The sequence below is a fragment of the Brevundimonas sp. 1080 genome, assembly GCF_040545985.1.
In the GTDB taxonomy this organism is placed as follows: Bacteria; Pseudomonadota; Alphaproteobacteria; order Caulobacterales; family Caulobacteraceae; genus Brevundimonas.
The window spans coordinates 187,678-202,912 of record NZ_JBEPMW010000001.1; the positions used below are offsets into that span (position 1 = coordinate 187,678).

15 protein-coding genes and 1 tRNA gene are annotated in these 15,235 nt (G+C 66.5%); 6 read left to right on the plus strand and 10 right to left on the minus strand.

The window, feature by feature from the left end:
• Positions 1 to 4: 4 nt before the first annotated feature.
• The 5 genes from ABIC32_RS00960 to ABIC32_RS00980 form a co-directional block, all read right to left on the minus strand.
• Positions 5 to 271, minus strand: coding sequence for a hypothetical protein (locus ABIC32_RS00960; RefSeq protein ID WP_292078562.1), 267 nt, complete (start codon positions 269 to 271; stop codon positions 5 to 7).
• On the minus strand, positions 268 to 615 hold the full coding sequence (locus tag ABIC32_RS00965) for an NAD(P) transhydrogenase subunit alpha part 2 (RefSeq protein ID WP_292078559.1): 348 nt from the start codon (positions 613 to 615) through the stop codon (positions 268 to 270). Before ABIC32_RS00965 ends, ABIC32_RS00960 begins: the two co-directional genes overlap by 4 nt.
• Positions 615 to 1,754, minus strand: coding sequence for a Re/Si-specific NAD(P)(+) transhydrogenase subunit alpha (locus ABIC32_RS00970; protein WP_354071704.1), 1,140 nt, complete (start codon positions 1,752 to 1,754; stop codon positions 615 to 617). Before ABIC32_RS00970 ends, ABIC32_RS00965 begins: the two co-directional genes overlap by 1 nt.
• Before the next feature lie 130 nt (positions 1,755 to 1,884).
• Entirely contained in the window at positions 1,885 to 2,157 is a 273-nt protein-coding gene (locus tag ABIC32_RS00975; protein WP_354071706.1) for an aa3-type cytochrome c oxidase subunit IV, read from the minus strand.
• A gap of 75 nt (positions 2,158 to 2,232) precedes the next feature.
• Complete coding sequence (locus ABIC32_RS00980; protein WP_354071708.1) at positions 2,233 to 4,026, minus strand: M3 family oligoendopeptidase; 1,794 nt, start codon at positions 4,024 to 4,026, stop codon at positions 2,233 to 2,235.
• Between the two features lie 96 nt (positions 4,027 to 4,122).
• On the opposite strand from ABIC32_RS00980, the gene ABIC32_RS00985 reads away from it, so the two are divergent.
• On the plus strand, positions 4,123 to 5,892 hold the full coding sequence (locus ABIC32_RS00985) for a DUF4153 domain-containing protein (protein ID WP_354071710.1): 1,770 nt from the start codon (positions 4,123 to 4,125) through the stop codon (positions 5,890 to 5,892).
• Between the two features lie 106 nt (positions 5,893 to 5,998).
• Positions 5,999 to 7,450: a sigma-54-dependent transcriptional regulator gene (locus ABIC32_RS00990; protein WP_354071712.1), complete on the plus strand. Its 1,452-nt coding sequence runs from the start codon at positions 5,999 to 6,001 to the stop codon at positions 7,448 to 7,450.
• A 149-nt stretch (positions 7,451 to 7,599) separates the two neighbouring features.
• Here ABIC32_RS00990 and ABIC32_RS00995 read toward each other — a convergent pair whose 3' ends face one another.
• The 4 genes from ABIC32_RS00995 to ABIC32_RS01010 form a co-directional block, all read right to left on the minus strand.
• Entirely contained in the window at positions 7,600 to 7,941 is a 342-nt protein-coding gene (locus ABIC32_RS00995) for a hypothetical protein (protein WP_373427536.1), read from the minus strand.
• Between the two features lie 126 nt (positions 7,942 to 8,067).
• Positions 8,068 to 8,343: a nucleoid-associated protein GapR gene (gene gapR, locus ABIC32_RS01000; protein WP_017505946.1), complete on the minus strand. Its 276-nt coding sequence runs from the start codon at positions 8,341 to 8,343 to the stop codon at positions 8,068 to 8,070.
• 195 nt (positions 8,344 to 8,538) lie between these two features.
• On the minus strand, positions 8,539 to 8,664 hold the full coding sequence (ykgO, locus tag ABIC32_RS01005; protein WP_008263184.1) for a type B 50S ribosomal protein L36: 126 nt from the start codon (positions 8,662 to 8,664) through the stop codon (positions 8,539 to 8,541).
• Positions 8,665 to 8,867: 203 nt separating this feature from the next.
• Positions 8,868 to 8,944, minus strand: a tRNA-Ala gene (locus tag ABIC32_RS01010).
• Positions 8,945 to 9,136: 192 nt separating this feature from the next.
• Here ABIC32_RS01010 and ABIC32_RS01015 point away from each other — a divergent pair.
• Positions 9,137 to 10,420: a lytic murein transglycosylase gene (locus ABIC32_RS01015; protein WP_354071714.1), complete on the plus strand. Its 1,284-nt coding sequence runs from the start codon at positions 9,137 to 9,139 to the stop codon at positions 10,418 to 10,420.
• Between the two features lie 49 nt (positions 10,421 to 10,469).
• Here ABIC32_RS01015 and cysS read toward each other — a convergent pair whose 3' ends face one another.
• A complete protein-coding gene (cysS, locus tag ABIC32_RS01020) occupies positions 10,470 to 11,921 on the minus strand; it encodes a cysteine--tRNA ligase (protein ID WP_354071716.1) in 1,452 nt (483 codons plus the stop codon).
• 128 nt (positions 11,922 to 12,049) lie between these two features.
• Here cysS and folE point away from each other — a divergent pair, with 128 nt between their 5' ends.
• The 3 genes from folE (at position 12,050) to ABIC32_RS01035 (ending at position 15,225) form a co-directional block, all read left to right on the plus strand.
• Positions 12,050 to 12,664, plus strand: a complete 615-nt coding sequence (folE, locus tag ABIC32_RS01025; protein WP_354071718.1) for a GTP cyclohydrolase I FolE — start codon at positions 12,050 to 12,052, stop codon at positions 12,662 to 12,664.
• Between the two features lie 169 nt (positions 12,665 to 12,833).
• Positions 12,834 to 13,268 (plus strand): biopolymer transporter ExbD, encoded by a 435-nt coding sequence (locus tag ABIC32_RS01030; RefSeq protein WP_017505348.1) that lies wholly within the window; start codon positions 12,834 to 12,836, stop codon positions 13,266 to 13,268.
• Between the two features lie 127 nt (positions 13,269 to 13,395).
• Positions 13,396 to 15,225 carry a gamma-glutamyltransferase family protein gene (locus tag ABIC32_RS01035; protein ID WP_354071720.1) on the plus strand — a complete coding sequence of 610 codons (1,830 nt, stop codon included), beginning with the start codon at positions 13,396 to 13,398 and terminating at the stop codon, positions 15,223 to 15,225.
• Positions 15,226 to 15,235 lie beyond the last annotated feature (10 nt).

Sequence of the window (15,235 nt, forward strand, 5' to 3'; positions counted from 1 at the left end):
CCCCTCAAGACGTGCGGGCCAGCCGCCACAGGGCGGCGGCGATGAACAGCGGGCCGATGAAGAACAGGGCCCATTCGAAGACGCCCAACGGCCGATCCTGCGTCACCACGCGAACCAGAATGGCCGAAAAGACCAGGGCGATGCCGCAGTCATGCAGCCGCTGGCGCTTGATCGGAGTCTTGGCCCCGAACCAGCCGTACAGCCACAGGCCGAAGCCGATGCCGGTCGCGATCCAGGATCCGGTGATGGCGATTTGGGCGGCGTCGGTCACGAAGACGCCTCGGGAGCGGACTTAGGCGCCGGCCGCTCCTTCTTCTTGTACATGGCCAGCATTCGCCGGGTGACCATGAAGCCGCCGAAGATGTTGACGCTGGCCAGGGTGACGGCGACGACGCCGGCGCCCTTGGCGATCCAGGCGCTGGGGCCGGTCGCGTCGCCCGACACGGCCGCCGCCGCGATCAGGCCGCCGACGATGATGACGCTGGAAATGGCGTTGGTCACGGCCATCAGCGGCGTGTGCAGGGCCGGCGTCACGCTCCAGACGACGTAATAGCCGACGAAGATCGCCAGCACGAAGATGGCCAGGCGGAAGACGGTGGGATCGACGTGTTCCATCAATGTGTTCCCTTCAGACCTTCATGCACCACGGCGCCGGCATGGGTGACCACCGCCGCCTTCAGGATCTCGTCTTCGAGATCGACCGCCAGACCGCCGTCCTTGATCAACAGGCCGACGAAGGCGGTCAGGTTGCGGGCGTAGAGGGCGCTGGCGTCGGCGGCGATGCGGCCGGGCAGGTTCGACCAGCCGACGATGGTGACGCCGTTCGCGGTGGTCACGACCTCGTTTAGCCTGGAGCCCTCGACATTGCCGCCTGCCTCGACCGCCAGATCCATGATGACCGAGCCGGGCTTCATGGAGGCGACATGGCCGGCGGTCAGCAGCACCGGGGCGGCGCGGCCGGGGATCAGGGCCGTGGTGATGACCACGTCCTGCTTGACGACATGGCTGGCGGTCAGTTCGGCCTGTTTGGCCTGATACTCGGCCGACATGGGCTTTGCGTAGCCGCCGGCGGTCTGGGCGTTCTTGAATTCCTCGTCCTCGACGGCCAGGAATTTGGCGCCCAGGCTTTCGACCTGTTCCTTAGTCGCGGGGCGGACGTCGGTGGCGGTGACGACGGCGCCCAGGCGACGCGCGGTGGCGATGGCTTGCAAGCCCGCGACGCCCACCCCCATGATGAAGACCTTTGCGGCGGCGACCGTACCGGCCGCCGTCATCATCATCGGGAAGCCCTTGCCATAGGCGTAAGCCGCCTCGATCACCGCGCGGTATCCGGCCAGGTTGGCCTGGGACGACAGGACGTCCATGACCTGGGCGCGCGTGATGCGGGGTACGAACTCCATGGCGAAGGCGGTGGCGCCGGCCCCGGCCAGGGCATCGACCGCAGCCTTGTCGCGATAGGCGTCCAGCATGGCGACCACGATTGCGCCGGGCTTCAGCGCGCTGGTTTCCTGGGCCGTGAGGCCGCGCACCTTCAGCACGATGTCGGCGCCGTCCAGCACGGCGCGGGTGTCCGGCTTCACCGTCGCTCCGGCGGCGGCGTAGTCGACGTCGGGAATGGAGGAGCCCAGGCCGGTCCCGGCCTCGACCGTGACGGTCGCCCCCAGGGCGATCAGCTTCTTGACCGTTTCGGGCGTGACGGCGCAGCGCGTCTCGCCTTCGCGACGTTCACGGGTGACGGCGATAGCGACGGCCAAGCGAATCCCCTCGTTCTTTTCGTTGAACCAAGGTTAGGCCGTTCCGGCGCAAGCCGTCAAAGCACGGTTATGCCAAAGCTTGGCGAGAGCGCGTGATTTCAGACCGCCGCGAGGCGATCCGATGCAAGGCTCAGTGCGCTGCGCCCGGCTTGGACTTCAGCGCCACGAAGCCGACGCCGCCCAGAACGACCGCGCCGATGACGGCGGCCATGAAACTGCCGCCCGGGTGGAACCACAACGTCAGGAACAGCAGCAGCACCGCGATGGCCAGGCTGCCCCACTTGGCCAGGTTCAGGAACAGGCGGTAGGTCGAGATCTGTTCGCGCACTTCCATATGGCCGTGCAGATAGGCTTGCGCATCGGCGTCGGCAGGTGCGTTGGCGGTGTCGTGCAGGTCGGCCATTGTGGAATCCCCTCGTCGTTATCGCGGACTTACACCGAGGCGACCGCCCCGCTCAAGCCCGCAGTCATGCCTTGGTCAGGCCAGCGCCTCGAACTGATCGACCAGCCGCTCCAGCCTCTGACAGCCGACGCTCCAGAAAGCCGGGTCGCGCGGGTCCAGACCGAACGGCTTCAACGCCTCGACGTAGGTTCGCGATCCGCCGCCGGCCAGAAGCTCGCGATAAAGGGGCGTGAAGCCGGCCGGATCGTTGCGACGCGCCTCCATCAACGCCGCCACCAGCAGGTCGCCGAACGCGTAGGCGTAAACATAGAAGGGCGAATGGACGAAGTGGCTGACATAGGCCCACCAGTGTTCATAGCCGGGGTTCAGCTTGACCGACGGCCCCAGCGAGGCGCCCATTTCCTCAAGCCAAAGCTGGTTGATCCGCTGTTGCGAGACCTCGCCCTGCAGGCGCTCGTCATGGAAGCGAGTCTCGAACCGGTGGAAGGCGATCTGGCGCACGACGGTGTTCAGACCATCCTCGATCCGACCGGCCAGCAGACCGCGCTGCTCGGACTTTGGTGCGGTCGCCAGGAGACGATCAAACGTCAGCCCCTCGGCGAAGATCGACGCCGTCTCGGCCAGAGTCAGGGGCGTGTCGGCCAGAAGCGTGCCCTGATCGGCCGCAAGGGTCTGGTGGACGCCATGACCCAGCTCATGCGCCAGGGTAAGCACGTCGCGCCGCTCGCCCATCCAGTTCAGGAAGACATAGGGGTGACGGTCGGCGGTGACGGGGTGGGCATAGGCGCCCGACTGTTTGCCCGGCCGCGCCCGACCGTCGATCCACGGCTTGTCGAAGAAGCCGCCGGCTCTGTCGGCGAAATCGCCGCCCAAGTCCGAGAAACTGTCCAGTACGATCTCGCGCCCCTGGGTCCAGGTGAAGGCGCGCGGCGTCGTGGTTTCGATCGGGGCGTTTCGGTCCCAGTGGTCCAGGCGCGCCTTGCCCATCGCCTTGGCCTTCAGCGCATAATAGCGGTGCGACAGGCGCGGATAGGCGGCGGCGACCGCCTCGGCCATCGCATCCACGGCCTCGCCATCCACCTCGTTGCCCAGGTGACGGCTGTCGGCGGGACGTTTGAAACCGCGCCAGCGATCCTCCATCGCCTTGTCGGCGGCGACGGTGTTCAGCACCAGGGCCAGGGTCGGGGCGCGGGCGGCCAGCGCCTCAGACAGACCCTCGGCGGCGGCCTTGCGGCGTGCGGGCTTGGCGTCCGACAGGCGGTTCAGCGCCTCGGCCAGCGTCAGTTCCTCGTGGCCCGCCTTTGCGCGCAGGGCGGCCAGTTGCTCATCAAACAGGCGCGGCCATTGGGCCGTGATCGGGCCGCGCTCGGCGATGAAGGTCTCCAGTTCGGCCGACAGCTCATGCGGCTTCATCGCCCGCACGCGCCGCAGCCAAGGCCGCCAGCGCGCCGCGCCCGCATGGGCGATCAGCGCCGCTTCCAGCGCCGCATCGTCGATCTGATTGATCTCCAGCGTCAGCCAGACGGTCGGGGTGGCGATGGCGGTGATCTTCTCGCGCACATCGGCCTCGAACCCTTGCGCCGTCGCATCGTCGCGCGCGGTCGAGGCCGACAGGAAGGCGTAGGCGCCCAGCGCGCCCAGCACATCGGACGCCTGCTCATAAAGCTGAATCGCGCGGTCCAGCGCCTCGCCCAGCGCCTGGGCGTCCTGATCCGCCGCTAGCCGACCCTTCAGCCCGTTCAGAGCCGCGACCAGACCCCGCGCCTTTTCCAGATCGGCGGCGACCTTGGCGTCGTCGCGCGACGCATAGAGGTCGGTCAGGTCCCACAGCGGGGCTTCAGTGTTGGGCGTCTTGAAGGGAGCGTTCATGCCCCTGTTCTGGGGATGCGCGGCGACGGCCGCAACCGTCCCTTGCGCTTTCTCGGCGTCACGGCCCGTGCAATCCTGCCTTTCGGAGACGCGTGAATGACCGAAACCCTGCGACATGACACCGGCCGGACGGGCCTTGGCGGGGCCTCGGCCCTGTTTGCGATTCGCCTGGCGACAGGTCTGGTTCAGGGGCTGGCGCTCTATCTGCTGTATCTGGCGGCCGACAGCCGCGTCTGGCCCGAAACCCAGCCGGTGGTGTTCGGCGCTCTGGCCCTGGCGGCCGGCTATGTGCCGGTGGTGGTTCTCGCCGGCGTCGGTCGGGTCAAAGCGCTGGCCCTGATCCTGTGGGCGGCGGCCGCGGCCGGCGTGCTGGCTCTGTTGGGCGCCCACGACGTCGCCCGCCAGGTTCTGAAGCCGCATGAGGAGCCGCCTTTCCTGAGCTTCCCCGTGCTGGCCTTCGGCGCGGCGGCCCTGTTCATCGCCCACCACCTGATTGTGCCTGCGATCCGCGAACGACGCTGGATCGTCGACTATCCCGACTATTTCGACATCGCCTGGAAGGCGGGGGTCCAACTGGCCCTGTCGCTGGGCTTCACCGGCGCCTTCTGGATCCTGCTGCATCTGGGCGCGGCCCTGTTCAAGATGATCGGCCTTGGCTTTCTGCAGCACCTGCTGAGCGAGGCGTGGTTCGCCATTCCGGTCACAGCCCTGATCTTCGCCACCGCTGTCCAGCTGACCGATGTGCGCGACGGCTTGATCCGGGGCGTGCGGACCGTGGCGTTGATGCTGCTGTCCTGGCTGCTGCTGGTGATCACGGTCCTGGTCGGCGGCTTCCTTCTCGCCCTGCCCTTCACCGGATTGGATGGCCTTTGGGAGACGCGCAGCGCGACGGCCTTGGTGTTGTCGGCCGCCGCCGCCCTGATCATGCTGATCAACACGGCCTATCAGGATGGGCGCGCAGACAATCTGCCGCGGGTCGTTCTGCGATACGGCGTGCGGGCCGCGTCCGTCCTGATCGCGCCGCTGATCGTTCTGGCCGCCTGGGGCCTGGGCTTGCGGATCGGCCAGCACGGCCTGACGCCCGATCGGATCATCGCAGCCGCCTGCACCCTGGTGGGCGCGGTCTATGGCGCGGGCTATCTGTTGGCGGCCGTAAAGCCGGGCGGCTGGATGAAGCCGCTGGAACGGACCAACGTCGTCGCGGCGGTTCTGTCGGTTCTGGTCATCCTGGCCCTGTTCAGCCCGTTGGCCGATCCCGCCCGCCTCTCGGTTCAGGATCAGGTCGCACGGTTGCAGCGTGGGGCGGTGTCCGCTGACACGTTCGATTATGACTTCCTGCGGTTTGAGAGCGGCAAGGCCGGCGAGACGGCGCTCAGACGTCTGGCCGCCTCAACCGATCCACGCACCGCGCGAAACGCCCGCGCCGCCCAGGCCCGCCCGTGGCCATCCGGCGATACTGCGCAAGGACTGCAAGCGCGCAAGGCCGCCATCCGTCTGAAGGTTGTCGATGGCCAATCCGTGCCCGCCAGCTTCATCGATCAGTTGGACACGCAGGTAGACGTGCTGTTCAGTTGCAATGCGGAAACGCCCTGCGTCGTGCGATCGACGGACCTGAATGGCGACGCACGAACCGATCTGCTGGTCGCCACGGCTCGCGAAATCGTCGCCTTCGATCAGGACGCCCAGGGCCAGTGGCGCGTGACGGGCCGATACGGCTTCACCTGCGGGCGCAATGCCGAACGGATGAACGAGGGCCTGTCGAAGGGCGTCGCGACGGCGCCGGCGGCCCTGCCAGACCTGGTTGTCGACGGCCAAAGATTGCGCGCCAGCCCCGAGGTGCGATGCGACGCGACAGAGCCGCGTTAACGGGACGCTCACCACGCCGTGTCACCCGATTTTCACCTCGCCACCCTAGGAATCGTCCCGAAACGATCCATCCGTGACGGGTTGGGCGACAGTACAAGGGATTTTCATGGCCAAGACCATCCTGGTCGTTGACGACGATCCGACCCAGCGCCGGCTGATCCAGGCCGTGCTGGAGCGGGACGGCAACGCCGTGGTCCATGCCGCCAGCGGCGGCGAGGCCATCGACCGGATGACGCGCGGCGGCGGGGCCGACCTGATCCTGCTGGACATGGTCATGCCCGAGATGTCGGGGCTGGAATGCCTGGCCGAACTGCGTAGCGCCGGGATCAATGAGCCGGTCATCGTCCTGACGGCCAACGGCGGCATCGACATGGTGGTCAAGGCCATGCAGGCCGGCGCCCAGGACTTCTTCGTCAAACCGGTGGGCCCGGAACGGCTTCTGGTCGGCGTACGCAACGCCATGCAGATGAAGCGACTGACCGCCGAGGTCGGGCGCCTGACCAAGCGCGTTCAGGGCCGCACCAGCTTCGACGATATCGTGGGCGACAGCCCGCCGATGCGCATGGTCAAGGCGTTGGGCGCCCGGGCCGCCAAATCCTCCATCCCCGTCCTGATCACAGGCGAGAGCGGCGTCGGCAAGGAGGTCATAGCCCGCGCCCTGCACGGCGCCAGCGACCGGGCCGGCAAACCCTTCGTCGCCGTCAACTGCGGCGCCCTGCCCGCCAATCTGATCGAATCCATCCTGTTCGGACACGAGAAGGGCGCCTTCACCGGCGCCGTGGACAAGACGCTGGGCAAGTTCCGCGAGGCGGACGGCGGCACCCTGTTCCTGGACGAGATCGGCGAACTGCCGCTGGACATGCAGGTCAAGCTGCTGCGCGCGCTGCAAGAAGGCGAGATCGATCCGGTCGGCGGCAAACGCCCGGTCAAGATCGACGTGCGCATCGTCTCGGCGACCAATCGCGACCCGGCCCAGCAGGTCAAGGACGGCGCCTTCCGCGAGGACCTGTTCTATCGCCTGAACGTCTTCCCGATCGAGGCCCCGTCCCTGCGTGACCGACGCGAGGACATCGCGCCCCTGGTCGATCACTTCATCGCCCGGTTCAACGCCGAGGAGGGCAAGCGGATCGCCGGATGCGCGCCCGAGACCCTGGCCTTGCTTCAAGGGTTCGAGTGGCCCGGAAACGTGCGACAGCTGGAAAATGCGGTGTTCCGCGCCATCGTGCTGGCCGACGCGCCCTTCCTTCAGCCGCACGATTTCCCGGCCATCTTCGGCGTCGCCGCGCCCATGCCCGACGCCCAGCCCCTGAAGGCCGCCACAGCCGCCGGCGCTCACACCGACGCCGCCGCGCAGGTCGATCAGCCGATCCGTATCCTGGACGAGCGCGGCCATCTGCGCACGCTCGAGGACATCGAACGCGACCTGATCCAGCACGCCATCGAGGTCTATGCCGGGCACATGAGCGAGATCGCGCGCCGCCTCGGCATCGGCCGCTCGACCCTGTATCGCAAGGTCCGCGAACAGGGCCTGGAAGGTCAGCTCAAGGAAGCGGGTTGACCGTCTCCTCCCCACATCGTGGGGAGGTGGCGAGGCGCATCTTCGCGCCGAGACGGAGGGGTTCTCCGCCGCGCCAACGCAGAATGTGGGACGTCAGAAACCCCTCCACCGCTTCGCGGTCCCCCTCCCCACAAGTGGGGAGGAGACGATCACTCCGACGGCTTCCTGCCCCACCGCCGTTTCGGCTCTTCGCCATTGGCCTTGGCGGTGATCTCTTTCAGCTTGCGGCCCTGCATGGCCGAAAGAGCTTGACCCGGCGCGCCCTTTTCGGGGTCGGCGAAGGCGCGGCCGTGGGTCTTAACGCGCTCGCTGACCGAATCGATGAATTCGCCTTCCCATTCGGACAGGGAAACGCCCGCCTTGTCCGCCGCGCGGCGAGCGCGTTTCAGGGCGTTGAGCGCGGCGCGTTTGGCGGCCTCGCGCTGTTGCTCGAAGGGGCTTGGCGCGGGCTTTTTTGCAGCGGTACCGCCCTTCGGGCTGCTTGAGCGCAGGCTTGAAAGGCTACCGCTCTTCGGGCTGCTTGAGCGCAGGTTGGATGCGCCATCGCCCTTCGGGCCGCCTGATCGCGACAGCCCGCCTCCTGGCTTGAAGGGGGTGCGCTTCAAGCCGGGTCAGCCTCAGATCTCGCCGAGCGCCGACAGGTAGAGGTCCAGAATGGCGTCCTCTTCCTGACGCTTGGCCTTGTCCTGCTTTCTGATGCGGATGACCTTGCGCAGGATCTTGACGTCGTAGCCCTCGCCCTTGGCTTCGGCGAAGACCTCCTTCATGTCGGTCATGACGGCCTGCTTGTCCTCTTCGAGGCGTTCCAGGCGCTCGATGATGGTGCGAAGGCGGCCCTGCGCCGTGGCGGTGAGAACGTCGGAACCACCGTCGAACGAGGCGTCGTCAGCCATGGGGAATACTCCAGAAATCAGGCGCGGACGCTAACCATGCAGACAGGCGCGCGACAACCGCGAACACGAAAAAGGCCGCGGACAGAAATCCGCAGCCTGTGGATCGTCATCTTTCAAGCGCGCTATCGCCCTTCGGGCTGCCTGAGCGCGAACCAGCATGCGCACGCCGCCGAAGCGGCGCGCAGCGAACGCTGCTTAGCCCTGCTTCGCCTTGAAGCGCGGGTCGGTCTTGTTGATGACGAAGACGACGCCCTTGCGACGCACGACCTTGCAGTCGCGGTGGCGGGTCTTCAGCGACTTGAGCGAGCTACGGACCTTCATGGTCGGACGTCCTGAAAGAAACCAATAAGAAAGCCGCTGACCCGGTCGGATCGCGGCGGAGGCGGTCGTATAGAGAGAGGGGTTCGGAAGGTCAAGCCGCCAAAGCCCAAAACCGCAGAAAACCCAGTCTCCGTCTGCCTGGCGAACCCTTATACTTCGCGTGCTCAAGCAGCCCGAAGGGCGATAGCACACTTAGAAAACTATGGAGGCCTGACCTCCGAGTCGAACGGAGGGTTTACGGGGTTGCACGCCCGCCGCGTCGCCGCTCCGCCATCAGGCCGTCAGAGCTGGTGCGTCATTACGACACACACGTATAAGGCGTCCAATACAAAGGTGGTTAACAGCGCGCCTTACACCCAACCGGGGAATGGCGAGGCAACGCATTCGCGCCACGCGCGCTATAGGGCGTCGAATTGGCCGTTCGCGCGGATGTCATTTCGTGTCTGACCCCGGGGGCTTTAGTTTGAATCTCATGCGCTTTTCCTATCGCCTTCTCCTGATCGGCTGCGTCTCGGCCTGCGCGCCCATGCTGCCCGAGCCGCAGGTGAACCTGCCGACGCCCCATCCTCAGCCGCAGGCGGGCGCCCCTGTTACGACGCCGGCCCCCGCCCCCCAGACGCCGCCGTTGGCCGCCTATGACCAGCAGGGTTTCGAGGGCTGGAAACAGGGATTTCTGGCGCGCAAGGGCGGCGCCCGCCGCGCGGACTACGCCCGGGAACTGGAGGGCCTGACGCCCGATCCGACGGTGATCCGCCTGGATCGCAACCAGCCTGAATTCTCCAAACCCGCCGGCGCCTATGTTCAGAATGCAGTGACCCCGGTGCGAATCGCCCAAGCCAAACAGCGCATCGACCGGGTGCCGTGGTCGGTGGTTCAACGATTCGGCGTGCCCAGCGAAATCCTGGTCGGCGTCTGGGCCCAGGAGAGCGCTTTCGGTCAGGTGCAGGGCGACTATGACGTGATCCGCTCGCTGGCGACCCTGGCCTATGATGGTCGCAGACGCGATTGGGCCGAGGGGCAGCTGAAGGACGCGCTGGACATCGTCGTGGACGGCCGGCGCGAGCGCGCGGGTCTGAAGGGCAGCTGGGCCGGGGCCATGGGCCAGACCCAGTTCATGCCTGACAACTATCTGCGCCTGGGCGTGGACCAGGACGGCGACGGCAAGGTCGATATCTGGCGCGACGACGCCGACGCCCTGGCGTCCGCCGCCAACCTGCTGGCCCAGGCCGGGTGGAAGCGCGGTCAGGGCTGGGGCTATGAAGTCACCCTGCCCTCCGGCTTCGACTATGCCGAGGCGGAAGGCCCGAAGCACAACTGGGCCTATTGGGCGGCCAAGGGCGTGCGCCTGGCGCAAGGCGGCACCCCGAACGGCGCAGAGGCGCTGGAAGAGGCGACCATCCTGCTGCCGCAGGGCGCGAACGGTCCGGCCTTCCTGGCCCTGCCGAACCACTATGTAATCCGCCGCTACAACAACTCGGTATCCTACGCCCTGGCGATCGGCCTGACGGCGGACGGGATCATGGGCAAGCCGGGGCTGACCAAGGCCTGGCCCAACGATCCGTCGATGACGCGCGATCAGCGTATCGGGGCGCAGCGCGCCCTGACCCAACTGGGTTACGACACCCAGGGCGTGGATGGAGTGATCGGCTCCAACACCCGCGCGGCCCTGCGTCGCTGGCAGATCGCCAACAACAGGATCGCCGATGGCTATCTGACGCCGGCGCTGGCGGACGAACTGATCCGCCGGACGAACTGAACCGCGTCTCCCGCCCCTCGCACCGCGATGGGCGGGCGTGGATTAGACCCTACCCCTTCACGCGCCAGGTTGCGCCGTCGGGGCCGTCCATGACGACGACGTTCAGGGCGTTCAGGCGGTCCCGGATGCGGTCGGCTTCAGGCCAGTCCTTTGCGGCGCGGGCCTTGGTGCGTTGGTCCAGCAGGGCCTCGACCTCGGCCTTCAACGCGGGATCGCCGCCCTCGAACCAGGCGTCCGGCGTCAGCGACAGGACGCCGAGCAGTCCGGCCGCTTCCTTCAGGCTCCAGCGGGCCATGGCGACATCGTTGATATCGGCCTCAGCGTCGTTCAGCAGCTCGCGCAGGGCGTTCCCCAGCCCGAACAGCTGGGCGATGGCGCCCGGCGTATTGAGATCGTCCTCAAGCGCGTCCAGCACCGGATCCAGGGCGTTCTCGGCCAGCTCCATCTCGGCCTCGTCCAGCGTGGCCTCGTCGAAGTCGGTCAGGGCCGCATCGGCGTCGCGCAGGACGCCATACAGCCGGTCCAGGTTCTTGCGGCTCTGATCCAACAGCCCCTGGTTCCAGTCCAGCGGCTGGCGGTAGTGGGCGCTGAGCAGGGCCCAGCGGACGACCTCGCCCGGCATGGCCTGCACCAGATCGTGCAGCAGCAGGACGTTGCCGATCGACTTCGACATCTTCTCGGCGTCCACGGTCAGAAAGCCGTTGTGCATCCAGTAGCGGGCGTATTCGTCATGGGCCTGATCGCCATGCGCATGGCCGTGGGCGCAGACGCCCTGGGCGATCTCGTTCTCATGGTGGGGGAAGACCAGGTCGATGCCGCCGCCATGAATGTCGATGGGCAGGCCCAGGGTCTTTTCAATCATGGCCGAGCATTCGATGTGCCAGCCAGGACGACCCTCGCCCCACGGCGACGGCCAGGCCGGCTCGTCTGCCTTGGACGGCTTCCACAGAACGAAATCGTGGGGGTTCTTCTTGTAGGGCGCGACCTCGACGCGGGCGCCGGCGATCATGTCGTCCAGGTTCCGGCCCGACAGGGCGCCGTAGGCCTTATAGGACGAGACGTCGAACAGGACGTGGCCCTCGGCCGCATAGGCGCAGCCGGCGTCGACGATGGCCTGGATCTGATCGACGATGGCCGGGATGTAGTCAGTGACGTGGGGCGCGATATCGGGCGGCGAGACGTTCAGCAGGCCCATGTCGGCGAGGTAGGCGGCTTCGTAGCGGGCCGTGACTTCTCCGATCGGCACGCCCTCGCGCGCGGCCTTCTGATTGATCTTGTCGTCCACGTCGGTGACGTTGCGGGCGTAGATCACATGGTCCGCGCCATAGGTCCGGCGCAGCAGCCGCACCAGGACGTCGAACACCACCGGCGGGCGCGCATTGCCGATGTGGGCGTAGTCATAGACCGTCGGGCCGCAGACATAGAGGGTCACACGATCCCTGTTCCGGGGCTCAAACAGGCGCTTTTCACGGCGCAGGGTGTCGTGGATGTGCAGCGGCATGGATCAGTCTTTAGCGGGTTTTCTTGCGGGACGGACGGTCTGTCCCATATAGCGGCCTGATATACAGTCCCGACGGATTGTAGAAGGTAAACCGGGCGACCCGCCCGCCCCGGCCGGAAATCGAGTTCATGAGCGTCACCCCCGCCAAGCCCGTCCTCGTCAGCGACGAAACCGTGAAACGTCCGTCGCGCGAACAGGCGCTGGAGGCCGTGCGCACCCTGATCGCCTGGGCCGGCGACAATCCGAACCGTCCGGGCCTGATCGACACGCCCAAGCGGGTGGTCGACGCCTATGGCGAATGGTTCGACGGCTATGACGCCGATGCAGGCAAGGAGCTGAGCCGCACCTTCGAGGACGTGACCGGCTATGACGACATGGTCATCCTGCGCGACATCGAGGTCGAGAGCCATTGTGAGCACCACCTGGCCCCCTTCCTGGGCAAGGCCTATGTCGCCTATCTGCCTGGCGAGAAGGTGGTCGGCATCTCCAAGCTGGCGCGGGTCGTCGAGATCTATGCGCGGCGCCTTCAGAACCAGGAAACCCTGACCAACGACATCATCGACGCGATCGAATCGCACCTGCAGCCGCGCGGCGTGGCGGTGCTGGTCGACGCCGAGCATCAGTGCATGACCACGCGCGGCGTGCATCATCGGCACGTTTCGACCATCACGACCCGCTTCACCGGCGCGTTCAAGGACGATCCTGCCCTGGCGGACCGTTTTTTGAAGCTGGCCAAGGCCTGAACGCCGAACTGACGTCCCTCTGTCGTGTATAATTGACGTTCGGGAACGGCAGATCGTTTAGAACCGCTTTACAAGCCTGCATCGGGACGCCAAGAACCGATCAAGCCTTCGGGCGATCCATAGGGAAATGTCGGCGCGGAACGCAGCCGGCGAGTAACGGAGACGATGCATGGCTGCCAAGCTCGGTGGTTCCGGCGGGGACAAGCACACGATCGAACAGACGGCGGATATCAACATCACGCCGTTCATCGACATTCTGCTGGTGCTCATGATCATCTTCATGGTCGCCGCGCCTATGGCGACCGTGTCGATCCGTCTGGACCTGCCGCCCGCACAGCCGCCCACCAATCCGACCGAAGAAAAGGAACCGGTGTACATCACCATCCAGGAAAACGGTCAGCTGTTCCTGTCGGACAAGCAAACCTCGATCGACAACCTGGCCACTGACGTCTGCACCGCCTTGGGCGGCGGCGCCTGCCAGGAAGAGCGCGTCTTCGTCCGCGCCCAGCCCGAAGTGAAATATTCGCAGTTCATGGAAGTCATGAACAAGATGCAGGAGAACGGCTTCTTCAAGGTCGGCCTGCTGAACGAAGACATCGAATAGGATCTTCGTCCTTTCCAGGATTTGGGCCGCGTTCCGAAAGGGACGCGGCCTTTTTCTTTGCCGCAAGGCTTGCCGGATGGATCGACTGCACCCTTGATGCCGCATCGGTTGTTCGAGGAGTCCGCCCATGCGTCGTCGCACCTTCCTGTCCGCCCTGCCCGCCGGTGCGCTGGCGGCGACCGCAGCCCAGGCCCGGCAGGCTGCTCCCGCCGCCAGGCCGACCGAGGCGGCCCCTGCGCCGGCTCGCCCGGCCGACCCCTATGCCGGCGTCGGCATCGGCGACCGGATCTCGGGACCGAAGTTCATGGGGCGCTCGACCGTCTGGGGTGCGAACGGGGCGGCGGCGACGGCGCATCCCGCGGCCAGTCTGATCGGCATCGACATCCTGCGGCGCGGCGGATCGGCCATCGATGCGGCCATCGCCATCAATGCGGCCCTGGGCTTTCTGGAGCCGGTGGCCAACGGCATCGGCGGCGACGCCTATTGCATGCTGTGGGACCCCAAACAGAAGAAGGTCGTCGGGCTGAACGGCTCGGGCGCCAGTCCGCGGGGCCTCAGCCTGGAGATCGCGCGGTCCAAGGCCATCGACGGCTATCTGCCCCGCTATGGCGCGGTGACGGTAAACGTGCCGGGCACGGTGGACGCCTGGTGGAGCGCGCACCAGCGGTACGGCAAGCTGCCGTGGAAAGAGGTGCTGCTACCCGTCGCCGAACTGTGCGATCAGGGCGTGCCCGTGCCCCAGGTCATCGCCTACTATTTGGAACGCAACATGGCTTCGTTTGATCGGGGCCAGATCCCGATCGAGGAAAACGAGAACCGAAAGCGCATCTGGGCCGCCGGCGGCGCGACGCCGAAGGTGGGCGAAGTCTTCGCCAATCCCTATCTGGGCAAGACCCTGCGGATGATCGCAGAGGGTGGGCGCGACGCCTTCTACAACGGTGCCATCGCCGATCAGATCGAGGCCTATTTCGAGCGGATCGGCGGCTGGATGACCCGCGCCGACCTGGCCGCCCATCATACCGAATGGGTCGAGCCGATCCGAACCAACTATCGCGGCGTGGACGTGTTCGGCCTGGGTCCGAACACCCAGGGGCTTAGCACCAACCAGATCCTGAACATCTGCGAACAGTTCGACCTGAAATCCATGGGCTTCCAGTCCGCCGCCTCGCTGCACGTTCAGGCCGAGGCCAAGCGGCTGGCGTTCGAGGACCGGGCGCGCTGGTTCGCCGACGACCGATTCTCCAAAACGCCGGTCGAATGGCTGAACTCCAAGGCCTATGCGGCGGAGCGGGCCAAGCTGATCCGGCCCGATCGGGTCATGGACCGCGTCATGCCGGGCGATGCGCCGCACCACGGCGACACCACCTATTTCAGCGTCGCCGACGCGGACGGGATGATGGTCAGCTGGATTCAGTCCAACTATCGCGGCATGGGCTCGGGCTTGGCGCCCGACAACGGCTCCGAACCGCTGGGCTTCATGTTCCAGGACCGGGGAGAGCTGTTCGCCCTGAGCGACGGCCACCCCAACATCTATGCGCCCGGCAAGCGTCCGTTCCAGACGATCATTCCCGGCTTTGCGGTCAAGGACGGCGAGCCGTGGATGGCGTTCGGCGTCATGGGCGGCGCCATGCAGCCCCAGGGCCAGGCCCAGATAATCATCAACATGGTCGATTACGGGCTGGAGCCCCAGGCGGCGGGCGACGCCCCGCGCTGGCAACACTATGGCTCGTCCGAACCGACGGGCCAGCCGCAGGAAGGAACCGGCGTGCTGCATCTGGAAAGCGGCGTGCCCGAGGCGACCAAGGCCCAGCTGCGCGCGATGGGCTGGACGCTGGGTGAACCCGACGGCGGCTTCGGCGGCTATCAGAACGTCATGAAACAGATGAACCCCGGCGGACGCTGGACCTATGGCGCGGCGACCGAGATGCGCAAGGACGGCATCGCCCTGGCTTATTGAAATGGCCTAA